This window comes from Ruegeria sp. CDSC068, assembly GCF_059610545.1.
Genome location: NZ_JBXWNV010000002.1, coordinates 95,172 through 120,688 on the forward strand (window position 1 = coordinate 95,172; position 25,517 = coordinate 120,688).

General features: G+C 56.4%; 23 protein-coding genes. 15 read left to right on the forward strand and 8 right to left on the reverse strand.

Annotated features, from left to right (window positions below; all coding sequences use genetic code 11):
* Window positions 1–43: 43 nt before the first annotated feature.
* Complete coding sequence (locus tag AC2FID_RS05200; RefSeq protein ID WP_282118892.1) at window positions 44–1,564, reverse strand: trimethylamine methyltransferase family protein; 1,521 nt, start codon at window positions 1,562–1,564, stop codon at window positions 44–46.
* A gap of 185 nt (window positions 1,565–1,749) precedes the next feature.
* Between AC2FID_RS05200 and AC2FID_RS05205 the strand changes: the two genes are divergently transcribed.
* Window positions 1,750–4,185 (forward strand): GcvT family protein, encoded by a 2,436-nt coding sequence (locus AC2FID_RS05205; RefSeq protein WP_496757392.1) that lies wholly within the window; start codon window positions 1,750–1,752, stop codon window positions 4,183–4,185.
* Window positions 4,186–4,274: 89 nt separating this feature from the next.
* On the forward strand, window positions 4,275–5,246 hold the full coding sequence (locus AC2FID_RS05210) for a LysR family transcriptional regulator (protein ID WP_282118894.1): 972 nt from the start codon (window positions 4,275–4,277) through the stop codon (window positions 5,244–5,246).
* Here the strand turns inward: AC2FID_RS05210 and AC2FID_RS05215 are convergent.
* Window positions 5,243–6,268 carry a LacI family DNA-binding transcriptional regulator gene (locus tag AC2FID_RS05215; protein WP_282118895.1) on the reverse strand — a complete coding sequence of 342 codons (1,026 nt, stop codon included), beginning with the start codon at window positions 6,266–6,268 and terminating at the stop codon, window positions 5,243–5,245. The genes AC2FID_RS05210 and AC2FID_RS05215 overlap by 4 nt on opposite strands.
* A 139-nt stretch (window positions 6,269–6,407) precedes the next feature.
* Between AC2FID_RS05215 and AC2FID_RS05220 the strand changes: the two genes are divergently transcribed.
* From AC2FID_RS05220 to AC2FID_RS05280, 13 genes are all read left to right on the forward strand, one after another.
* Window positions 6,408–6,593, forward strand: coding sequence for a hypothetical protein (locus tag AC2FID_RS05220; RefSeq protein ID WP_108860892.1), 186 nt, complete (start codon window positions 6,408–6,410; stop codon window positions 6,591–6,593).
* Between the two features lie 24 nt (window positions 6,594–6,617).
* A complete protein-coding gene (locus tag AC2FID_RS05225; protein WP_496835744.1) occupies window positions 6,618–7,763 on the forward strand; it encodes a TRAP transporter substrate-binding protein in 1,146 nt (381 codons plus the stop codon).
* 111 nt (window positions 7,764–7,874) lie between these two features.
* Entirely contained in the window at window positions 7,875–8,387 is a 513-nt protein-coding gene (locus AC2FID_RS05230) for a TRAP transporter small permease (protein WP_058275420.1), read from the forward strand.
* 11 nt (window positions 8,388–8,398) lie between these two features.
* Complete coding sequence (locus AC2FID_RS05235) at window positions 8,399–9,727, forward strand: TRAP transporter large permease (protein WP_108860893.1); 1,329 nt, start codon at window positions 8,399–8,401, stop codon at window positions 9,725–9,727.
* 12 nt (window positions 9,728–9,739) lie between these two features.
* The gene (gene hisD, locus AC2FID_RS05240) at window positions 9,740–11,047 is read left to right on the forward strand and encodes a histidinol dehydrogenase (protein ID WP_496835747.1); all 1,308 of its coding nucleotides are present in this window, start codon (window positions 9,740–9,742) and stop codon (window positions 11,045–11,047) included.
* Window positions 11,040–11,801: an SDR family NAD(P)-dependent oxidoreductase gene (locus AC2FID_RS05245; protein WP_496835749.1), complete on the forward strand. Its 762-nt coding sequence runs from the start codon at window positions 11,040–11,042 to the stop codon at window positions 11,799–11,801. The genes hisD and AC2FID_RS05245 overlap by 8 nt, the downstream gene beginning before the upstream one ends.
* On the forward strand, window positions 11,798–12,778 hold the full coding sequence (locus AC2FID_RS05250) for a zinc-dependent alcohol dehydrogenase (RefSeq protein ID WP_496835750.1): 981 nt from the start codon (window positions 11,798–11,800) through the stop codon (window positions 12,776–12,778). The genes AC2FID_RS05245 and AC2FID_RS05250 overlap by 4 nt, the downstream gene beginning before the upstream one ends.
* A gap of 23 nt (window positions 12,779–12,801) precedes the next feature.
* Window positions 12,802–13,212 carry a universal stress protein gene (locus tag AC2FID_RS05255; RefSeq protein WP_058279409.1) on the forward strand — a complete coding sequence of 137 codons (411 nt, stop codon included), beginning with the start codon at window positions 12,802–12,804 and terminating at the stop codon, window positions 13,210–13,212.
* A gap of 48 nt (window positions 13,213–13,260) precedes the next feature.
* On the forward strand, window positions 13,261–13,767 hold the full coding sequence (gene comD, locus AC2FID_RS05260; protein WP_058275426.1) for a sulfopyruvate decarboxylase subunit alpha: 507 nt from the start codon (window positions 13,261–13,263) through the stop codon (window positions 13,765–13,767).
* Window positions 13,764–14,321 (forward strand): sulfopyruvate decarboxylase subunit beta, encoded by a 558-nt coding sequence (gene comE, locus AC2FID_RS05265; protein WP_496835752.1) that lies wholly within the window; start codon window positions 13,764–13,766, stop codon window positions 14,319–14,321. Before comD ends, comE begins: the two co-directional genes overlap by 4 nt.
* Before the next feature lie 162 nt (window positions 14,322–14,483).
* The gene (locus AC2FID_RS05270) at window positions 14,484–15,782 is read left to right on the forward strand and encodes a hypothetical protein (protein ID WP_496757401.1); all 1,299 of its coding nucleotides are present in this window, start codon (window positions 14,484–14,486) and stop codon (window positions 15,780–15,782) included.
* A gap of 15 nt (window positions 15,783–15,797) precedes the next feature.
* Complete coding sequence (locus AC2FID_RS05275) at window positions 15,798–16,919, forward strand: cytochrome-c peroxidase (RefSeq protein WP_496835754.1); 1,122 nt, start codon at window positions 15,798–15,800, stop codon at window positions 16,917–16,919.
* On the forward strand, window positions 16,919–17,644 hold the full coding sequence (locus tag AC2FID_RS05280; RefSeq protein ID WP_282169036.1) for an MbnP family protein: 726 nt from the start codon (window positions 16,919–16,921) through the stop codon (window positions 17,642–17,644). Before AC2FID_RS05275 ends, AC2FID_RS05280 begins: the two co-directional genes overlap by 1 nt.
* Window positions 17,645–17,683: 39 nt before the next feature.
* Here AC2FID_RS05280 and AC2FID_RS05285 read toward each other — a convergent pair whose 3' ends face one another.
* The 6 genes from AC2FID_RS05285 to AC2FID_RS05310 all read right to left on the reverse strand — a co-directional run bounded on the left by AC2FID_RS05285 (window position 17,684) and on the right by AC2FID_RS05310 (window position 25,471).
* Complete coding sequence (locus tag AC2FID_RS05285; protein WP_109312619.1) at window positions 17,684–18,379, reverse strand: outer membrane protein; 696 nt, start codon at window positions 18,377–18,379, stop codon at window positions 17,684–17,686.
* A 105-nt stretch (window positions 18,380–18,484) separates the two neighbouring features.
* Window positions 18,485–19,729 (reverse strand): DUF3179 domain-containing (seleno)protein, encoded by a 1,245-nt coding sequence (locus tag AC2FID_RS05290; RefSeq protein ID WP_496835756.1) that lies wholly within the window; start codon window positions 19,727–19,729, stop codon window positions 18,485–18,487.
* A 62-nt stretch (window positions 19,730–19,791) separates the two neighbouring features.
* Window positions 19,792–21,459, reverse strand: coding sequence for a sulfatase-like hydrolase/transferase (locus AC2FID_RS05295; RefSeq protein WP_496835758.1), 1,668 nt, complete (start codon window positions 21,457–21,459; stop codon window positions 19,792–19,794).
* 254 nt (window positions 21,460–21,713) lie between these two features.
* Window positions 21,714–22,673, reverse strand: coding sequence for a glutaminase (locus AC2FID_RS05300; RefSeq protein ID WP_496835760.1), 960 nt, complete (start codon window positions 22,671–22,673; stop codon window positions 21,714–21,716).
* On the reverse strand, window positions 22,651–24,090 hold the full coding sequence (locus AC2FID_RS05305) for an alanine/glycine:cation symporter family protein (RefSeq protein ID WP_496757407.1): 1,440 nt from the start codon (window positions 24,088–24,090) through the stop codon (window positions 22,651–22,653). The genes AC2FID_RS05300 and AC2FID_RS05305 overlap by 23 nt, the downstream gene beginning before the upstream one ends.
* A 304-nt stretch (window positions 24,091–24,394) precedes the next feature.
* Entirely contained in the window at window positions 24,395–25,471 is a 1,077-nt protein-coding gene (locus AC2FID_RS05310) for a PLP-dependent cysteine synthase family protein (RefSeq protein ID WP_496725528.1), read from the reverse strand.
* Between the last annotated feature and the right edge of the window lie 46 nt (window positions 25,472–25,517).

Consider the following 25,517-nt stretch of genomic DNA (forward strand, 5'->3'; position numbering starts at 1 on the left):
GACCCTAGCGGCCCAATGAAGTGTTGGGAATGCTCTGTGGCTTTTATATCAGAATGCGGAAACGTTTCCGGATTTCGGCATCCAGTTCGGCGCTCAGGTATTGTGGGTGATGACTGGCCAGAACCTCTTTTGCGTGATGTCGGGCAGATGACCATGCGTCTTTCGCACCATCGTTTTGCCACGTGCGGGGCTCCTGTCGATCGGCGAGTTCGGGGTAAAAGTAATCCCGCTCCATCGCCGCATAGGTTTGTTCACTTCCCAAAAAATGCCCGTCACCCAGAACAGAATGGCAGATGGCGTCAAAACCCAGGTTTTCCTCGCTCACCTCAATCCCGCGCAGCGCCCGATAAGTGTGTGAGTGCATTTCGTTATCCAGAACAAAACCCTCGAAACTAGCGCCCAATAGCGATGCGGTCATGCCTGAGCTTTCATAGATCAGGTTGCCCCCGGCCAAGGCCGCCGCAAGCGAGGTCATGCCTTTTTCAAGGCCATATTGTGCGTCGATGGCCTTTGCGTCGGTCATGGACGCGGCTACGCCCGAGGGCAGACCTAACCAGTTCGTGATCTGCGCTGAGGCGGCATTCAGAACAGCCGTCTCTCCGCTGCCGCCGGCAAAAGACCCGGTCCTGAGGTCTACGATGAAAGGCCAATTGGAAAACACCATCGGAAATCCGGGTCTGATCGCGTAGACCATGACAAGGCTGGCCAATGTCTCGGCCAGCGATTGCGCCAAAAACCCGGCCAAAGTCGCCGGGGCCGTGGCACCGGCCTGCGCGGCCGTGATGCACGACATGGGAATGTTGTGGGCGACGCATTCATAGACGACATCAACCGCATCCTCCCCATACCGCAGTGGCGAAATCACTGGGCTGATATGAGCTTTCAGGAAGGGGCGTTTGGCGAATTCACCCGGCCCTCCGGCGACGATATCCAGCAACTCGACAATGGGGCCGACATGTTCGGCCAGAGTAAACGATGTTGCCACTGGTTTGGTCGTATTGCGCACCAGCGCATAGGCGGTGTTGACGTCCAGATCGAATACATCAGGTACGTCTGTGGCCACGCAGCATCGGGTGAACCAGCTGACATTGGCCAGCGTGTCCTGCAATCGGGTGAAGTCGTGCAAATCCGCCAAGGTAGAGGGGCGATAAAGGCCGCTATCGATGTCCAGCGTTTGAACGGCGGCGCCACCCGTGCCGAAATACACGCGGTCGCCGCCAACCTCGATCGAGCGGTTTTCGTCCCGGCCATGGAGCACGAAACTTTTGGGGGCTGTATCGATTGCGCGCTGAACCATTTCACGCGGGAACAGCAACCGGTCTTGCTGACCCGCCTGCGCACCTGCGGCTTTGAGGTCTGCCGCTAATTTGTCTGGCACGTTTCCCATGCCCAAACGTTCCAACAGCTGCAGTGCTGTATCGTATATCTGTTCGATCTCGCGTTGGCTCAGAGGTTTATAAGCGCCGCCCTTCTGGCCGGGTGGGCAGGGGTCTACGACCGGTTTGGCTGCTCGCTGGGCATGCCGCGCTTTTCGGCCGCTGCGTTTAGAACCCTCTGATGACATCCGGTCCAATTCCTTTTTATCACTTTCCTGCACCGTAAGGGGCGGAACATCCCGGCATCAAAGGCGAATTGCCGTTTTCAGAATCCGAAATCGCAGTTTCGATTTTCCTGCACCCGCATTTGCGCAGTTGTCGCCTAAGCCTTTTCTTCCGCAAAACTTGGACGAAATCTTACGGAGCAAAGCCAATGAAGTCGCGTACCAAAGTCGTTGTGATAGGTGGCGGCATCGCCGGATGTTCGACCCTCTATCATTTGACGCAAGAGGGGTGGACCGACGTGGTGCTGGTCGAACGGAACGAATTGACCTCGGGCACGACATGGCATTCGGCCGCGCAGGTGACGAACTTTGGCATGAACCAGACGATGGTGGGCCTGAAAACGCACTCAATCCAATTGTACAAGGAGTTAGCCGACGATCCGGATTATCCGATCAACTACCACCACGGGGATGGGGGGATACGCCTCGCCAACACCGAAGGCCAGATGCAGGGCTATCACCACTTTGCATCCATGGCGCGGGGTATGGATGTGCACTTCGAGGTGATTGACGCGGACGAATGCGCCCGCCGCCACCCTCTGATTTCAACCGACAACCTGATCGGCGGGCTGTGGGACCCGCTGGACGGCGATATTGACCCCGCTCAGTTGTGTCAGGCATTGGCGCGCCGGGCGCGCAAGGCAGGGGCAGAGGTTTATCGGAATACACCAGTGACTGGTCTGGTGCAGCACGCCGACGACACCTGGACTGTGCAGACCAAGCATGGTGACATCGATTGCGACATCGTGGTCAACGCCTGCGGATATCGCGTCAACGAAGTCGGTGCCATGATGGGCGTTCATCATCCTGTTTCGTCGATGGAGCACCAGTACTTCCTAACCGAAGAGATACAAGCGATACGCGACGCGGGTCACCGGATGCCGCTGCTGCGTTGTCCAATCAGCGACTATTATTGCCGGCAGGAAAAAAACGGCCTGTTGCTCGGGTTTTACGAACAGGACTGCAAAACCTGGGGTATGGACGGGATTGATCCGAACTTTGTGAACGCCCTTTGCCCCGACGATCTGGATCGCGTGACGGACGTGTTGGAGGGCGCATTCGCGCGGATGCCAGCGCTAATGGAGGTTGGTATTCACACCGTGGTCAATGGGCCGATTACTTATACGATCGACGGGGCTCCGCTGGTGGGACCAATCCCTGGCAAACGCAACGCCTTTTGTATCATCGGTCTGCGCGCAGGGCTGGGTGAAGGTGGCGGGCATGGGTGGTTGCTGGCCCAGCAGATCGTGCATGGCGAGGCTTGTTACGATACGTGGTGCCTCGACCCTCGGCGGTTCACTGGTCATGCAAATGTCGAATTGACCGCGCTCAAGGCCATCGAAGATTATCAAAACGAATTCCGGTTCCACTTTCCGCATGAACATCGCCCAGCAGGGCGTCCCGCCAAGACCACACCTCTGACGCCGGTGCTGGCGGCGGAAGGGGCCGAGTTCACTGTGGTCAATGGGTGGGAGAGGGTGGATTACATCAAACCCTCGCCGGAGTTTACGCCGACGCATAGTTTCGGTTTTGACGAAACATTTGATGTGGTCGCCGCTGAGGTTCGGAATGTGCAATCGGGTGTTGGACTGGCCGAGGTGAACGGGTTCAATCGGATCGAAATCACTGGAAACGACCGGCATGCTTTTCTGGACCGGATGTTCTGCGGGCTTGTGACCCGGCGCGAGGGGCGTGTTGGGCTAGGATACCTGCTGAACCATCATGGTATGATCAAAGCAGAGGCTACTGTCGCCAATCTACCGGCCAGCGACCGGGGGGAGGCGCGCGTCTGGTATGGCTCAGCCGCAGCAAGCGAATTTCATGACATGGATTGGCTGCGTCAGCACATGCACGGCGATGAAGACGTTCAACTGCGAAGTCTGACAAATGACCAAACCATATTGGTCCTCGCTGGCCCGAAGGCGCGAGACGTCTTGTCGGCCTGCGCGCGCGGTGATTGGTCGGCCGAGGTTTTCCCATGGCTCGGTGTGCGCGAGTGCTTCGTTGGCATCGCTCCGGCTACGGTCATGAACCTCAGCTTTTCCGGTGAATTGGCTTATGAGATACACGTGCCCAACGCCTCGCTCTACGCGGCCTATCTGGCGTTACGGCGAGCAGGTGAGGCGCACGGGTTGAAACTGTTCGGAGCGCGGGCTGTTGAATCGATGCGGATGGAGAAGAGCTTTCTTCATTGGAAAGCAGACCTGATCACCGAGTTCGATCCGTTTGAAACCGGATTGGACAGGTTCGTCCGATTGAATAAGGGTGATTTTGTCGGGCGCGACGCGTTGATGAAACGGCAATCGGAAGGGCCTCGCAAAAAGCTTGTCGCACTTCAGGTCTCCTCGACCCTGGGTCCTGCACATCCCGGAGCGTCCTTGATGCAGGGGGATCAGGTGGTCGGCACCGTCACGTCAGGCGAATGGGGGCACCGCACCGGGCTGAACCTGGCGCATGCTTTTGTCGATCCCGTCTGCACGGATATAGGCTCGGAAATGGAATTGGACAGCTGCGGACAGAGGGTGCACGCAACGGTCATTCCACCATGCCCATATGACCCGGGCTTTGACCGGATGAAGGCGTAAGCCTGAACCCAAAGTCAAATTCAGCATTGCCGTTCGGTCAAATCTTTGCTTGGCTAGTTTCGAGCAAATCGAAACAATGATTGGCACCCATGTCCAAATCGCTGAGCCTGAGATGGTTGGAAATCTTCCAATTGATCGCCAAATCCGGATCGATCCAACAGGTCGCGTCCGAAACGGGTCTGTCGATCAGCACGGTCTCGAACCACCTGCGCAGCTTGGAGAACGCGCTTGGTATCGAGCTGGTCGATCATGGGCGCAGACCCATGGGCCTGACACCCGCGGGCGAGGTCTTTGCGCGGTACGTCCGCGACGGTTTGACTGTTCTAAAGCGGGGCGAGGCCGAAATCCGAACGGGCAACTGGCAACACGCGACCGACTTGCGATTGGCGCTTATTGACGATTTCGACAACCAGATCGCGCCTGATATGGTCCGGTTTCTGGCGCAGGCATTGCCACGCTGCAATTTTCGTCACTATACGCGTCCCAGCCACGAAATCCTCGCCAAGCTACAGGAACATAAACTGGATGTGGGCGTTGCCACCCGACCACCGGGACGAACCGAAGGATTGATCGAATACCCGTTGATGCGCGACCCGTTTTTGGTCGTGCTTCCCAACAGTTTTGAAGGGTCGCCCGAAGAGTTGTTTCATCCGGACGCGGATCTACCCCTGTTGCGATATTCTCGGGACTACGTGATCGGGAAGCAAATCGAGATCCAGCTGGCGCGTAGCAAGTTCAGCTTACCGAACAGGTTCGAACTGGAATGCAACCAGTCGATCATCGGTTTGGTAGCCCAGGGTAGCGGTTGGGCGATCACAACGGCCGCCTGTTTTCATCGGACTCAGCGGTTCCATAACAGCGTCAAAGCAATGCCGTTTCCGGGCAGAAATTTCGTGCGAACCGTGTCGCTGTTCACGACCGAAGTGTATCCCGTGACGACCTCGGAATTGATCCAGAAAGTTATGGTGAAACTGATCCGGCAACATTTTACCCGCCCAATGTGCGCCAAGCATCCTTGGTTGAAAGACGATTTCCGCACGATGGAGGGCGAAGCGGCTTAGCCCGACGCGGGCTTGCCAAGCGACGGTCGATTTACAATTCTCGTCGCCAGTTGTTCGCCAGTCCCTGCGGTTTGGTTTTCGACCATCTCAATCAATTGCAGGGCTGCTTTATGCCCCATTTCACGGTGGGGGACATGCACTGTGGTCAGCGCCGGGGAGACGATCCGGGCCAGTTCGATATCATCGAAGCCCGTGATCGAAACATCGCCGGGTACATCGAGCCCCATTTTTTGCGCCTGTCGCAAAGCACCAGCGGCTAACACGTCATTACCACACAGGATTGCTGTCGGCGGCGTGGTGGCGTTCATCAGGTCGCTAAAGGCTTTGGCGCCGTTTTCGATTTCATACGACGTTTCGATAACGGTCAGATTGTTGGCCTCAAGCCCACGATCAGCGACTGCTTCTCGGATGCCCTGAACCCTGAGACGGGCGCGGTCATTTCCGTCAACGCGAGCCGAGATCACGCCGATCCGCGTGTGCCCCAACCCAATTACGTGACTGGCGAGGTCGAACATCGCCGCGCGATTGTCAAAGCCGACCGAAGGCAGTTTGGAGTCCGGCAGATAAGACCAGGCGACCAAAGCAGGAATATTGCGCTGGTCCAGAAAGTCATAGATCTCGGGATCGCGGTCATGCCCGATTAGCAGCAACCCGTCAGCACCACGCGCAATCAAGGTCCGGATTTGTTCTTCTTCGATTTCCGGTTTGTAGGCCGAACTTGAAACCAAAAGCGTATAGCCGCGCTGGTGCAGTTCCTCCTGAAAGGCCTGAAGGCCCCGCGCAAAAATCGCGTTTTCCATGGTTGGAATGATCGCGCCGATGGTGAACGACCGCTTGGCCGCCATTACACGGGCTGCAAAGTTTGGCGTGTACCCAAGCGCATCAACCGCGGACTGCACGCGTTCACGGGTAGCTTTGACCACCCGGTCCGGACTGTTGAGGCAGCGCGACACAGTGGCCGTCGAAACACCTGCCATTTTTGCCACATCATCCAGTGTCGGCGCCGACCGGGATTTCGCCATTTCCAAACTCGCAATTTGCTTTTGCTGATAACTCTAAACTCAACTGCGGTGAGAGGGAAGCAATTATGTAAGCGCTTGCATTTTACATGTAAGCGCTTACAAATGACGTTGGGCCGAATCTAAAAAGGGAGTCCAAGAGATGTTTCTGGCTGCGTCCGCACTCGTGTTTGCCGTCTATTTTGCGAACGTGGCGTTGGGGGCTTTTGCAAACAGCGCCTTTCTTGGTGACGTCGGAGAGATGTTGGTTCTGTTCGCGGCGTCGATCCTGTTCGTTGTCGCAATTCTAAAAAGGGAAGCTGTCCGCGACGCAAAAAAGGATGGCTGAATTTTTTGCTTGGGAGGGCACTAAATGAAAAACGACAGAAATGAACTGGCGTCCGTCGAACGCCGTAATTTCCTGAAGCTCAGCGCCAGTGGGTCATTCACTGCAGCGCTGGTCGCAGGTGCAGGCGGCGTCCTTTGGTCGTCCGAGGCCGTGGCGCAGACAGCCAAAGAAGAAAGTGAGCGTGAAAAGGCCGCCGATCATGTCATGACGGTCGCGACCGCATATGTACTGGGCGCGTCACGTAGCTATCCGATCATGCAGCTTGATCTGAAAGAAAACATCCAGAACGCGACGAACGGCAAGGTGTACGTCAAACTTGCGCCGGGTGGTCAGCTGGGTGCCGGTGGTGCATTGGTGCAGAAAGTGCAGGGCGGAACCATTCAGGCGGCGCAGCATTCGCTGTCCAACTTCGCCCCGTTCGCGTCGACAGTAGACCTTATCAATATGCCGTATCTGTGCGGGTCGAACCAGCGGTTCACCAACCTTGTGCATTCCGACACATGGCAGAACGAAGTACACCCGAAAGTCGAAGCAGCCGGCTTCAAGGCCCTGTTCTATGTGGTGATCGACCCGCGCGTCGTTGCCGTGCGTCAGGGTGGTAATGCCATCATCACGCCGGGTGACATGAGCGGCGTGAAGTTCCGCGTGCCCGGCTCGAAAATGCTGCAGCAGTACTACCGCATGGTCGGCGCGAACCCGACACCTGTTGCCTGGGGTGAGACCCCATCGGCGATCAAACAGGGTGTTGCGGATGCGCTCGATCCGTCGGTCGGAGCGCTGTATGTGTTTGGCTTCAAGGACATCCTCAGCCACGTGACCTTTACGCAGGCCGTTCCGGACAGTCAGGTTTATTCGTGTAACCTCGAATGGTTCAATTCGATGCCGTCGGACGTTCAGGAAGGCATCATGTGGGGTTCGGAAATGACCAGCCATCAGAACCTTTCCAAAGTTCCCTCGGCCCGTGCCTTTGCCATGGCCGAACTGAACAAGGCCGGAGTGGAATTCCATTCGCTCAACGCGGATCAACTGGCTGAATGGGAAAGTGTCGGCGGCTACCAAAACGCCGATTGGGATCCGTTCAAGACAGAGTTGGCCGGGTCGATGGACGCATTTGAGAAACTTGTCGAGGCGGCCGGGACGCAAGGCAAGTACTACGTCCACGACGCATGACCTAAACCGGCGGGCGTCTTTTTGGCGTCCGCAATCACTCAACAGCAGTCAGGCCTGAAAGGGCCCTAAACAGAAGGCCGTGCCTGACTGTTCTGTCGCCGAGGGAACACGATGACCTTACTCCGAAATATTGATCGCAACGCCGAGCGCTGGCTGCTGCTGGTGTTCTACGTGATGCTGGTCATCACCATGGCCATCGAGGTTCTGCGGCGCGAGATATTCGCTTATTCCTCGATCTGGGGAGAAGAAATCGTCCGATATTCCTTCATCTATCTGGCCTGGATCGGTGCTGCGGCGGCGGTCAAAGAGCGGGCGCATATCCGGATTGATGTCGTCATGCATTACCTCGGGCCGCGTCCCAAGGCCCTGCTGTACATCTTTGGCGATCTTGTGATGTTCGCCGTCGCTGTGATCGCGCTTTATTGGTCATATGAGGCGGTTCACGTCTCGGCCAAGTTCGGGTCAGTGACTGACGGCCTCCGGGTGTCCAAAGTCTGGTTCCTGATGGCGGTGCCGACCGGTTTTGCGCTGATGATCTGGCGCCTGATCCAATCTTTTATGCGTGACATCAAATCCCTTCGCGACGGCACGCCCGTCTTCGAAGGTGACAAGCTGTTTGACTGAGGGGATTTGAGATGCTCTGGAACACTCTCAATCAAACCGTAGAACTGGGCTGGGATTTCTACCTGCCCGTCATTCTGTTCGTTGTTCTGATCGCCATGGCTGTTCCGGTTTGGGCGGCGATTGGTTCTGCTGCCATCGTGATGTTGGTCATGTCGGGCGATCTACCGCTGAGCCTGGTGGGCGAGAGCCTGTTTACCGGGATCGACGCCTTTGCCCTGACAGCGGTGCCGCTGTTTATCCTGACAGGTGACGTGCTGGTCCGTACCGGTTTGTCACGTAAATTCCTGGATGTGGCTGAGGCGCTGACTTGCTTCGCCAAGGGCGGGTTTGGCTCGGCCACCGTTCTGGTTTGCGGCATGTTCGCCGCCATTTCGGGTTCGGATGCCGCTGGCGCGGCCGCTGTCGGTCGCATGACCATCAACCGGCTGGTCGAAAGTGGATATCCGCGCCCCTACGCCTGCGCCTTGGTCGCGGCGGGGGCTTGTACCGGCATCCTGATCCCACCGTCGATTGCCTACATCATCATCGGTTTGGTGCTGGGGATTTCCGCGTCGACCCTGTTCCTGGCTGCCCTGATTCCCGGTCTGGCGATTCTGGTTTCGATCCTGATCACCAACATCATCATGAACCGTCTTTACGCTTATGAGGGTGGCGGCATGATGACGATGGGCGAGTGGCTGGCCAATTTGGGCAAGGCCCTGAAATCCGGCTGGTACGCCTTTATTGTGCCCGGGATTATCTTCTATGGCATCTTCTCGGGTCGCCTGACCCCAACCGAGGCGGGCGCTACTGCCGTGGTTGTCACCATCATCATGGGTTTCATCATGCGCACCCTGACACTGGCCGACTTTCCGTCGATGTTGGTCAGCTCAGCCAAGGTGAACGGGGTGATCCTGCCGATCATTGCCTTTTCGGCCCCCTTGGCCGAGGCGCTGGCGATCATGGGCGTGCCGCAAGGGTTCGTCGCCTCGATCACGTCGCTGACCGACGATCCGTACCTGCTGATCCTGCTGATGATCGGTATCCTGATTGCTGCGGGCTGCGTTATGGAAACGACCCCCAACATCGTGATACTCGCCCCGATCCTTAAACCGTTGGCCGATAACATCGGAATGAACGAAATTCAGTTCTGCATCATGATGATTACCGCGCTGGGTGTCGGGTTTATCACGCCTCCACTTGGCCTGAACCTGTTCGTCGTATCTGGCATTACGGGTGAGTCCATTCTGAAGATTGCGGCCCGTGCTATTCCATTCGTATTAACAATGCTGATCGTAGTTCTTCTGATTGCTTACGTTCCGGCGGTTTCGACCACTTTGCTTCCTGAAATCTACCAATAGGACCTACTGAAAATGCCTCGCGACTATCTGAAAAAGGCGACCCTGACGGCTCAATCTCATGCCACGGAAGTGCATGATACAGTGAAGACAATCCTTGCCGACATTGAGGCTGGCGGGGATGCCAAAGCGCTGGAATATGCGGTCAAGTTCGACAAGTTTGACGGCAACGTGTTGATGACCGCCGATGAGATCGAGGCCGCCTGCGCGCTTGTCCCCGAAAGGCTCAAGGCGGATATTCGGTTTGCTCACGACAACGTTCGCCGGTTTGCTGAAACGCAGAAATCCACGGTGTCTGACGTTGAGATGGAAATTGTCCCGGGCTTCGTCGCTGGCCAAAAGGCCATCCCTGTGGACGCGGCTGGCTGCTATGTGCCCGGCGGACGCTATAGCCATATTGCCAGCGCGATCATGACGGTCACTACGGCAAAGGTTGCCGGGTGCCGCCACATCACAGCCTGTTCGCCGCCACGTCCGGGTGAAGGCGTGGCGCCTGCGATTGTCTATGCAGCGCATATCTGCGGTGCGGACAGCATTTTGGCCATGGGCGGCGTTCAGGGCGTGGCCGCAATGACCTATGGTTTGTTCGGCCTGCCGAGCGCAAATATTCTTGTGGGCCCAGGCAATCAGTTTGTGGCCGAGGCTAAACGTATTCTCTATGGCAAAGTTGGCATCGACATGATTGCCGGGCCGACGGACAGCCTGATCCTTGCGGACGGTTCCGCAGATGCGCATGTAGTTGCCACCGATTTGGTGAGCCAGGCGGAACACGGGTACAATTCTCCGGTTTGGTTGGTGACGGATGACCGGGACCTAGCGCAAAAAGTCATGGAGTTGGTGCCAGCGCTGATCGAGGATCTGCCTGAACTCAACCGGGAAAACGCCTTTGCTGCGTGGCGCGATTATGCCGAAGTCATCGTCTGTTCAGATCGTAAAGAAATGGCGGCCTGTTCGGACGACTATGCGCCCGAACACCTGACCGTTCAGGCCGAGGACCTGGATTGGTGGCTGGGTCGGTTGACCTGCTATGGATCGCTGTTCCTGGGTGAAGAAACCACAGTGTCCTACGGTGACAAGGCGACTGGTACGAACCACGTTCTGCCGACATCCGGCGCGGCCAGCTATACCGGCGGCTTGAGCGTTCACAAGTACATGAAGATCGTCACATGGCAGCGCGCTACACGCGAAGGCTCGAAATCCATTGCCGAGGCGACCGCTCGTATTTCCCGGCTGGAAGGCATGGAAGGGCATGCGCGGGCTGCAGACGTGCGCCTTGCCAAATATTTCCCTGACGAACAGTTCAACCTGACCGCCGATGAATGATCCGCGCGCGTTGTTCGATCTGACCGGGCGTGTCGCTTGCGTGACCGGCGCAAGCGCGGGCCTTGGGCGTCGTGCGGCGATTGTATTGGCCTCAGCGGGTGCGTGCGTCGTTGGTGTCGCCCGTCGACCGGAAGCACTGGCAGATTTGCAAGCTGAAGGGGGCGACAGCGTGGCCACAGTTGTTGCCGACGTGGCCGATCGGTCGCGCATGACATCGCTCACCGAAGAGGTCTCAGCCAGTTTTGGCGCGCCGGACATCATTGTACATGCGGCGGGCATCAACACGCGCGAAGTGGCCGATGACGTGACCGCCGAAGGCTGGGACAAGACGCTTGAGCTGAACCTGAGCGCCCCGTTCTTCCTAAGCCAGGCATTGGTGCCTGCGATGAAAGCTCGGGGGTGGGGGCGGATCGTGAATTTCGCCTCGCTTCAGACCACGCGCGCTTTCCCGGGCGGTATTGCTTATGGAGCCAGCAAGGCCGGGGTCGGGCAACTGACGCGGGCCATGGCCGAGGCTTGGTCCGCTGACGGTATCACTGCAAACGCCATCGGGCCGGGTTTTTTTCCGACCGAGCTAACGCAGGCCGTGTTCGATGACCCCGACCGGGCAACCCGTAACGCGGCGCAAACCTGCATGAACCGGAACGGGCAGATGAAGGATATCGATGGGCCGATCCTGTTCCTGTGCTCACGGGCGTCCGACTACGTCACAGGGCAAGTTTTGATGGTCGACGGAGGGTTTACAGCGAAATGAAAGCGCTTGTTTATCAGGGTGTTGAGCATTTGGCCTATGAGGACGTACCAGATGCTGCGCCCGACATAGGTGAGCAATTGATCCGGGTCGAGGCCGTCGGGATTTGCGGCTCGGATATGCACGCCTATTTGGGTCACGATGCGCGCCGACCTGCACCACTTATTCTGGGCCACGAGGCCGCAGGGACGATTGTTGGAGGTCCACGCGACGGTACGCGCGTAACGATCAATCCTTTGGTCAACTGCGGTGTCTGCCCGGCGTGTGAGGCCGGTCGGGAAAACCTATGCCCCAGCCGGCAGATCATCTCGATGCCACCGCGTGAAGGGGCTTTTGCCCAATATGTGGCCATGCCAGATGCAAATCTGGTTGAGGTGCCGGACCACGTATCATTTCAGCAGGCTGCTTTGGCTGAGCCATTGGCGGTTAGCTGGCATGCGGTTCGTTTGGGCCTTGAGGCGCTGCATCAGGGAATGGCGCGTGATGCACTGGTGATTGGCGGCGGCGCGATTGGTGTGGCGGCAGCTTTGGCACTGGCAGCAGCCGGCGTTGACGATATTGTCATCATCGAACCGAATGATATGCGGCGCGCCTATTTACAGAGTTTGGGCTCTTTCAATGTGGTTGAAGCCACGGATGATACGTTCTCACTGGTTGTTGACGCAGTGGGGTATTCTGCGACCCGTGCTGCCGCTTCCCATCACGTTCAGCCGGGCGGCGTTATCGTGCATGTTGGGTTGGGTGAGGATGCTGGCGGTTTGGATATACGTCGTATGACCTTGCAGGAGATCACGTTTATCGGCACCTATACTTATACTGCCGAGGATTTCAGAAAAACCGCGCAGGCGATTTTCGATGGCCGTTTAGGCCCGTTGAACTGGATACAGGAACGGGCCTTGTCTGAAGCTGCCGACGCCTTTCGCGATTTGCGGAAAGGTGCTGTGGCCGCACCTAAGATCATCCTCGCACCCTGGGTCTAGTCCAGGCAGAAACGGAGGTATTCATGTATAAAAAAATTCTCGTCCCAATGGCGCTGGATCATGGGATTTCGCCGCACACTTTGGAAATCGCCAAAGCCTTGTCGGCAGAAGGGGCCGAGATCGTGGCCCTGCATGTCTACGAGATGCCTCAGGGCTCTGTCAGTGCCTATCTCGACAAGGATGTCGTCGCCGAAGGCTTTCGCGCGGCACGCACCTTGTTGCGGGAAAAAGTTTCGGGGCTTGAAGGTGTTCAGGCCGAGATTGTCAAAGGTCACACGGCTCGCACGGTGATCGACTTTGCGACACAAAACAAATTTGACTGCATCGTCATCGGTTCGCATGAACCGGGTGTCAGCGATTATTTTCTGGGATCGACCGCCTCGCGCGTCGTCCGTCATGCGCCTTGCGCCGTGCACGTGCACCGCGGGCTGTAACCCGTCAATCGCGCTAATTGCGCCCCATACAGGACTAACATATCGGACATGAACATAGACAAAAAGATCACCGACGATCTGGTGGCCAACGACATCTCATTTGTCACCACGGTTCCGTGCAAGCAATTGGCCGGCGTCATCGACGAAATCGACGCGCGAGAAGACATCTTTCACATCCCGTCGAACAAAGAGGATGAGGGCATGGGCCTGTGTGCTGGTGCCTGGATGGGCGGCAAACGCCCCGCGATCATCATGCAGAACACGGCCATTGGCGTAACCATCAACACGTTGGCGACGCTGATCCAGTATTACCGGATGCCTTTGCCCATGTTGATCTCATATCGCGGAGAGCTGCGCGAACCCGTCGCCTGCCAGGTCGAGATGGCGGTGCATACCAAGGCGCTTCTGGCACAGATGAACATCCCGACCTACCACTTCCATCATCAGGCAGATGTCGAGGAGCTGGATGCGATCCTGAAATACACTTTCATGTGCAACAAGCCGGTCGCCATTCTGACCGACGCCAATTTCTGGGGAGGCTATGGCGACCAATGATCCGTTCTGAAATCCTGAAAGAAATCGCCCCGATCCTGCGAGATCAACTGGTTGTTTGCAACATCGGCATTCCCAGCCAGGAGCTGCACGCCATCGACGACCAGCCCACCAATTTCTACATGCTGGGCACTATGGGGTTGGCCTCAAGCATCGGCCTGGGTCTGGCCTTGTCTCAGCCAAAGCCGGTCATCGTAATCGACGGTGACGGGTCCATCCTGACCAACCTCGGCACCTTGCCGACCATCGCCAACAACGTGGCTGACAATTACATCTTGCTGATTGTCGATAACGGATCTTATGGGTCGACCGGGGATCAGCCGACTTACGCGGGCAAAAAGACATCGCTGGCGGCTGTGGCGCAGGCCTGTGGTTGCGAGAATGTGGTCGAGTGCCAGGCCGAGGACACGGGGGCCGCATTGCAGGCTGCGCTCGACAGCGGCCAAATGACAATCATCGTCAGCAAGTGCGCAAGCGGCAATGCCAAGATGCCGGTAATCACGATGGACCCGGTTGTGATCCGCGACCGCTTTATGAAGGCCGTCCAAGCGTCATAAAGAAGTCGACCTGCAGGTATTCAGCTTACGCCGTCCCGTTCGGGGCGGCGTTTCTTTGGTCGATTGCACCCCAATTTGATGCAGTTTCCTGAATGTGATATGACGCTACGTAAAGTGAATTTCAAAAACATTTTTAGAAGTTTCATCGCAAGGGGGAAAATTATGAAATTCAAATTGCTTGCGCAGAGTGTACTTATCGGTGCCGGGCTGTTGATGGTTGGCCTAACGCCGGCGCAGTCTCAGACCCGCGAGGAAAGTCAGGGCATGGTTCTGCTGCGCGGTCTGCCGACGTTGGATACAAATCACAGCATCGCGATTGTCGAGCTGGATCCGGAATCCGACCAGTTCGGAGAGCTACTGAGTGAAGTTGAGCAGCCCGATATTCAGCATCCATTGCATCACCTCTACTACAGCCCGAACGGGCGTCTCTATTCGACCGGGTTGGACCCGTCCTGCAGCCTGGCTGAAATTGGACTGTCCCGCGATTCCAGCGGAACGCCGGTGATTGAGGGCTTTACCTGTCTGGATACCCAAGGGCAGATTGTTGGCGAGGACATCATGTGGGCCACGTCGAACGGGCAGGAGTATATGTTCGTGACCTTCATGGGTGGCACTGGAGGCGATGATGGCGGCTCGGTTGGTGTTTTCGACACTCAGACCAACGAGGTGGTCAAAATTATCGAAGCACGCAAAAGCCAAGTCGGCGAGGGTGAGCCATATATCATGTACCCACACGGGATATCTGCGTTCGACGACCGCATGGTGGTCACCTCGACGATACATCCCGATATGACGACTGGCGTTGGAAATGTGTTGACGATCATAGACCTCAACACGCTTGAACCCATCCAAAACATCGTGGTCGAAAACGAAAAGCCGTTGGATTTTCCGTCGTCACCTGTCGAGGTGCTGTTCGCACGACCTGACATGCATGCCGACATTGAACCAGCCATTCTGGCCAATACGATGTTCGGATTCGAGACCTGGAAAATCCCCTACGACGCCGGTTCCAAAACCTTTGGTGAAGCCGAAGTCATATATAGTGGCGTGGCCAATGAAACCGCTGTTCCGCTGGAGTTCTATGGCACTGAAGATGAGCTGTTCATCTCTCATGGATTACCGGGTGTTGTGAAGCGCTATGAACTGGCCGCACTGCCCGAGCTTGTGTCCAGCGGGCCGGACATCGTTGCCGATCCGGGTGCACATCACATGATCTTTTTCACGTCCGCTTCGGGCAGAGACCTGATCGCCGTTCAAAATAACCTGCTCAATCTGGGCAACGCGGCTGATGACGACCCAACGGATGTGGATTTTATTGCCGACCTGAACGCACACACGATCACGATCCATGATCTTGAGACGGGCGAACGTATCGCCGAGGTCAATTTCAAGGAGCGCTACAACAAAGGCGTGGACAACGTTGAAGGGCTGTTTGGTTCGGGTTTTGTGCACCACCATTAATGCTCTGGGGGCGTTATGCTTCGGGTGTTTTTGACAGCGGCCGTCGCCGTGGTGATCGCGGCGACGGCGTGGGTTTTCTGGGACCGGGCACGCAGGCCGACGGCGACGCCGATTGCTGGCTTCTCGGCGCCTTTTGTTTTCGGACGCTTTGCTGTGCCGCCGGACAACCCGCTGACGGAAGAGGCCTTTGCCCTTGGGCGCCACCTGTTCTACGACCCTATCCTGTCCGGCAACAATCAGGTGTCCTGCGCGACATGCCATATGCAGGCTCTTGCCTTCACTGATGGTCTGGCAAAGTCGCCCGCATTGTCGGGCGGAGAGCTGGAGTTCAGCTCCATGAGTTTGACCAACCTTCTTTGGGGCCAAGAGCGGTTCTTCTGGGACGGTCGCGCAACGTCGTTGGAAGCGCAGGCATTGATGCCGATTCAACACCCGGACGAGATGGATCAGGACCTAGGAGAGCTTGTCACAGAATTGCAGGCATCCCGCGACTATCGGCGGATGTTCCGCAAGGCATACGGGGAAGTCAGCGCCGAAAACGTGGCCCGGGCATTGTCGACCTTCATGCGAATGCTGATTTCGTCGGATTCAAAATACGACAGGTTTCTGCGTGGCGAAGTGCGTTTGACCGCGCAGGAAGAACACGGGCGCAAACTATTCATGGCGCATCCGGACACCAAGGTTTCATTACGTGGTGGGAACTGCATCGACTGCCACAGCCAGTTTTTGACTTCCGGGTTTCGGGACGCATTGGATGGGTTTTCAAACAATGGGCTGGATTCCGATGACGACCTGCCGGATGGCCTGATGGCCGTGACCGGCAATCCGGCGCACAAGGGCTTCTTCAAAGTGCCGACACTGCGCAACATCGCAGTAACCGCGCCCTACATGCATGATGGCCGGTTCGAGACATTGGAAGAGGTCATGGATCACTACAATGACGGGATTGTCGTCAGCGATACGCTCAGCCCTTTGATCCTTGAGGCCGACAATGCGCCAGAGGCCGGGCAGGTCACTGTGGGCCTGCGTATGACGCCCGACGAGGTGCAGTCCATCATCGCGTTCCTGAACACGCTGACGGATGAGGGTTTTCTGACAAACACACAGTTTTCCAATCCGTTCGAAGGAGACGGCTGATGCGTATTTGGATGACGGCGCTTGCGATACTGTTGTTCGTTGGCGGAGCGCTGTTCTTTGCCCTTGGTCCTCAGCGCACTACGACGATTACTTTGACCTTTCATGCGAAGATGGGTGATCATCCGTTGGTGTTTGATGAGTTCGTGTACGAAAACCCCGCCGGGCGCGGCACGTTCAGGGTTCGTGACTTCCGGCTCTACCTCAGCAACCTGACCCTCTCGCAAGATGGAGCGCTGTTTGCTGAGCCTGACAGCTATCATCTGCTCCGGTTCGACAATCCGGAAACAACCCATTCGATCAGGCTGAACGACATTCCCTTGAGCAGCATTGAGCACATCCGTTTCATGATCGGCGTAGACCCAGAAGCCAATGGCTCGATCCAAGCGCGCGGGGATCTTGATCCCAACAGTCAAATGGCATGGAATTGGGAGGTCGGCTATAAATTCGTCGTGATGGAAGGAACGCTGCGGATTGGCGAAGAGGTCTCGCCGTTGGTCTATCACGTTGGGTTTTCGGAAAACGCGCGCGAGGTCGATATCCAGTTGCCACCGGATATCGTTGTTGAGGGCGATGTGGACCTGCACATGAACGTCGATGTTGCAAAGCTATTTGACGGGCCCACGCAAGTCGACCTGCGTATGCTCTCATCAGTCAAATTCAACCGCGAAGACGCCGCCATGCTGGCCGACAACTACGCGGTCATGATCACCCCGATGTTTAAGTGACTTTGGATCGGGTAAGGTTTGAAGGGCTAAAAGAGCCCCTCAGAACCGATAAGTCGCACCAATCATGGGGCCGGACTGTTCGAACGTGAAATCGTTGCCGTCAATCTCGTGATCGAAAGAGATATAGCGATAACCGCCGCGGATCACCCACCTGTCGTTGATTTCATAATCCGCAGTCAGCAAGACCTGCCATGTTTCGCTGTCGCTGCTGAAGCCGCCGTAATCAAAAAAGCCAGTGCCGGACCACCTGTCGTTGAATGCGACGCGGGCTCGAACGCCGATGACCGGGTCTGTCCAGCTTTCATCGACACTGACGGACCGGCCCGGGGCTGCTCCGGGAAGGACGGTGAAATCGGTCTGCGTCCGGAACCAGCGGAAACCGCCGACCAGGTCCACGTAGGACGTATCTGTAGTATAAGCCCGGTAGCCTACATAACCGCTGAAAAATTGCGTTGTGAGAGAGGTTTCAAGACCAGAGCTTGCCGGACCGGGCGTGTCATTGCTGAAAGAGACGTCCACATAGTTGTAGTCGGCCAACAGTGACCAGCGCCCGTTCGATGCACCAAAGACGCCCATGAAGGCCAGATCGAGATTTTTTAGTGCGTCAGAGAAGCTGAGCGTTCCATCAACTGTGCCGCGGGCTGTTTCCTGCGTAACCTCCGTTTCAGGCATGAACAGGTAAATTGTTGCCTCATAGGACCAATCGGACTGCTGCGCTACAGCGGCAGTTGTCATTGGAATCCAGGTCGCCACGGCCCACGCAGCGGTTGTTATTGCCCTCTTAAAGACCATTTTGATCCTCCGTTTGTTCCAATTTGGCAATCTGATCTGATTGCTCACTCATTCAGCGGCTTCGCCAGACTGTTGTACGCGCGCGCCGACACGGTTGATATCGGTTTCCGGAAAGAACTCGGACCAGACATGCCAGAATACACCGGCACGCAGGGTCTCGACGCGTTGCAGTTTTCCCTGATCCGACATCCCCCAGAAATCGCAGCGGGTGATTGGCTGGCCTTTGTCATTGTACCAAACGCCAAGGCTTTCGTACTTTGGGTCCAGACTGACAACCACGTCTCGTCCACCGACATTTGCGTTTACGATCCAGTCGTTCTCGACCACGAAATCATCGGTCCAGCAGGCGGCATCATTGCCGATCGTGATCCCCCAGACATAGGACTTATTCGGAAGCCGGTCGTCCGATCGGTCCATATTGTCCATGACGGGCGCATCTTCCTGATGCTGGCGCGCGATCCCCCAGCCAAACGTAATTTCCGTCACCATATCCAGCAGCCGCAAAAACGGGTTCGGCGAGGGCTTGTTCAGATACACCTCGCCATCGGGAAACGCTTTTTGAAATCCGCGGAACGTCATCCGATACGTGGGCCAGGGCTGCATCTTTGCTTCGGGGCGCACAGGGCAGGCGGGCCCATCCGCGCCAGTATCGCGATCCGCCTCGCGAAACCCATAGATCTGTTGGATGGGTTCCCCGGTTTCGTTGTCTCGCAGGATCAGGTTGTTGCCATGTTGGGCCAGAACTTCAAGATCCAGCCGGTTGCCATCGATACGGGGGGCATAGCCTTGCCCAAGGTTGGCCATCGCGCAAAAGGTCATGACGATATCTTCGCCACCCAACCCGTCGGCATTGCCGGCCAAATGGGGCCGCATGATTTGCGCATCGGGGTGCGCGCGGGCGTGACCATTGTTTTCAATAACGATGACCGGCGCAGTCGGGCCGATGAATTTTTGCGCCTCGGAAATGGGAAAGTAGGCCGCAGTGTTGAGTTGATTCCTCAGCCCCAGATGGACCCACACATAGGGAAAGCCATACAAAACCAGAACCAGCAGCGCCGCGACCAGCCAAAGCCAGAATGGGCCGCCGCCCAGAATGAAATGCGCAAGCGTAGCGATGGCAAATCCGCTCAACCCCACTGCGATCAGGCGGTATTCGTGCCGGATAAACCGGATCATGTTTTTGCGTTTAACCTTAAGCACCATTTGCGAAATGTCGCCAAGATCGCGGAAATAGACGAACCCGATACCCAGTGAAACGACTAAACCCAGAGCGAAAATGATGTTTCCTGCCATATGGTTATCCTATTTTCGGGTTCCAATAGGCCGCCTGCGGGAAAACTGCGGGCGGTCAGGGATTATTGCTGTGGTGCCGCGCGTTTTATGAGAAACGCGTCGACGGCTAGCTGGGTTTCGGGGCGGGTGTTTTCGATCCCCTCGTAGGGCGCGCCATATGCTGGAGGCACATCCGGGAATTTTTCCTTTCGTGCCATGTGACGACCCAAGATGCGCACAAATTCCTGGCCGCCCCATGCGCCAACCTCGGTCGAGACTGAAAATTCTTCACGAGTATCTCGATAGAGGTCAAAGAACTTGGCCGCGATCGGGTTCTTGCCCGGAGGCGGCAAGATGAGTTTGAGCTGATCCTTGACGATCGCCTCGGGTTTTTTGTCCGAATAGATGATCACGTGATCGCGACGCGATTTGGATTCATCGTCGAAAAGTAGCGCAGCGGATTGATCCACTCCGTCAATCAGGCGGTCGCGCGGTATGAACTCATCAGCACCGGCAAAGCGCGACAAGGTGGTATAAAGGTCCGAGACGTGGATGATACTGTTGAGCAGCCCGTCCGCTTCGATCATGCCGGGCCATCGGATAAAGGCGTCAACTCGTACGCCACCTTCAGTGGTGTCGGCCTTGCCGCCACGGAAGATCATCGGTGTGAACCCAGATTGCGGTGAATATTTGGTAAAATGGCCGTTGTCGCCCATTACAATAACGATGGTGTTCTCAGCCAATCCAAGCTCGTCAATCTTGGCAAAGAGATCTCCAAGCCATTGGTCAAGTAGCTGCATTTTGTCGACATAAAGGCCGCCATTTGCGCTTTTTGGTCCGGTCCGGCCGGTCCGTGTGTTGTCCAGTGGGATCATCGGCCAGTATTGCAGGAAGAACTGATCCTCGCCACCAGCCAAGCGCTCTAGTTCTTCCATGGTCTTGTCTTGGAAGGCTTGGTTCATCTCGTCATACTTGGCCGCGTTCCAACGTTCGCCGGGTTTCATCCTAATTTCGCGGATGGGACCCCCGGCCACGCCTTCAATCACGGTCATCATGGCCGAGGCGTCGGGGCGGAACCACTTGTCGACAGTATACTTGTCGTCATAATCGTTGATGGCTACGGAAACCTGCTCCTTAATCGCGTCATCGTGGAATATGGTTAACTGCCCCTGCTGATGAATCGCATGCTGGGCATAGTCAAACCCCTGATTCATTGCCCAGCTTTCTGAAATGTCACCCATATGCCATTTGCCAACATGACTCGTGGAGTAGCCGGCCTGCTTAAGCACTTCAGCGAGTGTAATTTCGCCACCCGGCAGGCCTTCTCCGGCAATATCAACTTGTGTGTTCCCCATACCCATACGGACAGGCAGGCGTCCGGTCATTTGTGCCACGCGCGTCGGCGTGCACGATGGTTCGGTGTACATCCGAACCATCCGCATGGCCTGATCCGAGAAGTCATTAATGTTCGGTGTTTCATACCCGCGTACTGCATTCAGCTCTGGGATGCCCATATCCCCAAAGCCCAAGTCATCGATCAGCACACTGACGATATTTGGAGGGTTTCCACCGTTACCTTCCCGAAACGCAGCTAATGCTTGGTCAACGGCTGCGTCATCTTGGGCCCATTGCGATCCAAGCTGTGCTTGAAGGATATAGAATTCCGCATCGTGTTGAATTGGGTTTTCCTGCGCTTCCGCCGATAAGGCAGCAAAGCCCATCGACAACACAAAAACACACTGCAATTTCATTCCAATCTCCCCTTCAGAATACCGACTCCACGGCGCAGGCTGTTTGTCATATTGAAACATTATTATATTTGCTGTTGAAACGCTACGCTGCAAAAGCCGGATGGAGGTAACCTCTAGATTTCTTGGGAAAGTCAGTCACACGCCGGCCGGATGCCACGTGTCTTAGCGGCTGACAGGAGGAACCCCAGAAGGTTGCGCAAAACCACGCGAAATATTCGAGAGAAGCGGCGTGAGTGAACTGTGTGTTTCGGCAGTCAAACACTTGGCCCGAACACCGACCATCCGGTCGCGCGGACCAGTTCCTGAAATGCAATGCTAGCCAAATGAGAGTTGCCTTTTGCGTCCAGTCCCGGGCTCCATGCTGTGACCGCTGCGATGCCTGGTACGATACACAGGATGCCACCGCCGACACCGCTTTTGGCAGGAAGTCCAACGCGGAATGCAAACTCGCCCGAGGCGTCATAAGATCCGCACATCATCATCAGCGCAGTCACTCTGCGGGCGCGTTGCGCGGACAGAACGGTTGAAGCATCTGCCGGGTTCTGCCCCGCGGCGGCCAGATATCGGCCCGCAACCGCCAATTGACGGCACGACATGGCGATGCTGCATTGGCGGAAATACAGCGACAGAACATCTTCGACTGGCGCTTTTAGGTTTCCCTCGGCTTTCATGAAATGCGCAAGTGCCCTGTTTCTGGACCCTGTCCGCATCTCGGAGTCTGCAACGGCTTTATCCACTTGAATGGACGCATCCTCTGCGAGCGTCCGGCAAAGGTTCAGTACATCATTGACCGCCTCATCAGAGCTTCGGTCTTCTAGCAGAACGTCGGCCACGACGATGGCGCCGGGGTTAATAAACGGGTTTCTGGGAATTCCACGTTCATGTTCGAGCTGGACGATTGAATTAAACGGATCGCCGGAAGGTTCGCGCCCCACACGTTGCCAAAGGGTCGCGCCCACATGTTGCAGGGCCTCTGTCAGCGAAAAAACCTTGGAAATGCTTTGAATGGAAAACAGCGTGTCCGCATTTCCGGCCGAAACAGGCGCGCCGTCAATGGGTGCGACAGCGATGCCGAACTGGTTCAGGTCAACACTGGCAAGTTCGGGAATATATTGGGCGACCTTCCCGCGTTCCGACATGCCGGCAACGCGATCGGCGATGTCATCCAGAATGACCTGCAATTCACCGGTTTCAATCACGCTGGGGCTCGGCATATGCCTCCTCCGTCCAGACCGAGTGATCTACACCTTTGTCAAATTCAGGGAATTTGCTTGCCACAAAGCGGGGCTCAAGATTCTGTCTGCGCTGTGTGAAATAGTCCACGGTCAGTTTGTACACCGTGCCCGACAGCAGCACGATGGCGACCAGGTTGATGGTTGCCATTACGCCCATGGCTGCATCTGCAAAATTGAACACTGTGCTGACCGCCTGCACCGCGCCCCAGACGACCATGGCAAGACAACCCAGGCGCAAGATGTAGATAGGCACTTTGCCTTCCAGCTTCAGAAACGTCATGGCGTTTTCTGCGTATGAGTAATTGCCCAATATCGACGTAAAGCCAAAAAACACGATTGCGATTGCGATAAAATGGCGGCCGATCTCACCCAGATGGACCGCTGCCGCATCCTGAGTTAACCGCATACCGGTGGCTCCGTCCGGTTCGATGGCTCCAGACAGCAGGATCAGCAATGCGGTCGCGGTGGCGACCAGTATCGTATCCACGAAACAGCCAAACGCCTGCACCAAACCCTGGCTCGACGGGTGGTGCGGAGCCGGTGTGGCAACAGCCGCGATATTGGGGGCCGAGCCCATGCCAGCTTCGTTTGAAAACAACCCGCGCTTGATACCATTGAGCGCTGCTGCCATCACGCCACCTGTGACGCCGCCTGCGGCTTCCTGAAGGCCAAAGGCCCCTGCAACGATAGACCACAGCATTGCAGGCACCTGTGGCAGGTTCAGGACAACGACAACACAGGCCAGCAACAGGTAAAGCCCGGCCATGAGCGGCACGACGATTTCGGCAAATCGCGCAATGGTTCGGATGCCGCCAAAGATGACCACAGCAGCGGCAGCCGCCAGCGCCAGACCAGCAATCAATTTGTTCAACCCGAACGCGCCTTCGAACGCCTCAGCGATTGAGTTGGATTGGACGGCGACAAAAACCAGGCCGAAACTGACGATCAGGCAGATCGAAAAGATCACCCCGGCCCAGGGCGCGTTCAAGGCATTGGCCATGTAAAAAGCAGGACCGCCACGGAACCGCCCGTTCGAAGACGTGACCTTGTAAAGTTGCGCCAGTGTGCTTTCAGAATAGGCCGTGGCCATCCCGACCAAGGCTACGATCCACATCCAGAAAATTGCGCCGGGGCCACCCAGGGTCAAAGCCACGGCGACACCGGCCAGGTTTCCGGTGCCAACGCGTGACGCCAGACTAACGGTCAGTGCCTGAAACGGTGTAATTCCGCGTTTGTCAGTGGATTTGGACGAGGTAAGGACGCGGATCATCTCGCCGAAATGTAGAAACTGCAGCGCACCCAGACGAATGGTGAAAAATATGCCGACGCCGAGCAACCCGTAGATCAGGACGTAGTTCCAAAGAATAGAGTTAATGCCGTTAACAATTGCTTCCATCGTCCGCCTCCTGAGAACTTAGACCGTTCGAAAAAGCAGCTAAAATACGATGCTTATTCGTCCATCATGCACGAAGGGAGGGTTGTCGAGTCAAGCTTCAAACCCGAAAATCGGCGAAACGTCCCGACATATACAATTGATTTAACGATGAGAATTCATTCGGATGACGTCTTTTTGCGCGGCTTCAACTACAGACTGACCTGCGTGTTCCGAAGGTTGTGAGCGCGCTGCGAAAAGCGCATTCGGGGCGCAGACCGTCCCGAATGCCATAGTCATAGAAGCGTCCAGATGAAGTGTGCTTTGCCTATTCAGCGGCCATCTGTGCCGAAGGTGTCGACATCGAAATCACGCGCTCGTCTTCGGTCATATCTTCTTCGATCCCGTCGAAAAGTGGTGTGGAGAGATAGCGCTCGCCCGTGTCTGGCAACATCACCAGAAAAACGGATCCCTGTGGCGCTTGCTCGGCCACTTTCATAGCAACAGCAAGCGTCGAGCCACCAGATATTCCCGTAAAAATCCCTTCTTCCGACGCCAGCCGTCTGGACCATTCAATCCCCTCGGCACCGGGGACAGGGATCAATTCATCATAGTAATCCTTGTCGATCGCCTCTTGCAGAACCCATGGGATAAAGTCTGGGGTCCAGCCTTGGATGGGGTGAGGTTCAAAATTCGGATGGCTTTCCGTGGGTTGGTGGCCCTCGTTGCGGGTGTTTGTATAACCCGATGACACAATCGCCGCGTTGGCGGGTTCTGTCAGGATGATTTTCGTGCCGGGGCGCTCTGCGCGAAGAACGCGTGCGACACCGGAAACGGTCCCGCCGGTGCCATAGCCGGTGACCCAGTAGTCCAGCCGCTCACCTTCGAAATCTGCCATGATTTCTCGGGCAGTGGTGTTCTCGTGAATATCGGCATTTGCCGACGTCTCGAACTGGCTGGCCAGAAACCATCCATTTTGTTCGGCTAGTTCCTTGGCTTTGACATACATGCCAAAGCCCTTTTGCGCGCGCGGCGTCAGCACGACCTTTGCCCCCAGAAAGCGCATCAGCTTGCGGCGCTCGACCGAAAAGCTGTCGGCCATGGTCAACACCAGGGGATACCCTTTGGCAGCACACACCATCGCAAGGCCGATCCCGGTGTTGCCGGATGTGGCCTCGACCACAGTCTGGCCGGGCTTCAGCCGCCCGTCACGTTCCGCCGCCTCGATAATGTTCAGCGCTAAACGATCCTTGACCGAAGCTGCAGGATTGAAAGCCTCGAATTTCACATAGACCGTCACATGCGACGGCGCGATCTTGTTGATCCGAATGCAGGGCGTGTCACCTACGGTATCGAGAACACTGTCATAAAGCCGTTTGCGTCCCTCAGTCTGCCGAATTCCCATGGCAATATCCCTCTCTTGGTTGGAAAAATTCGTGCCAGTTTATACC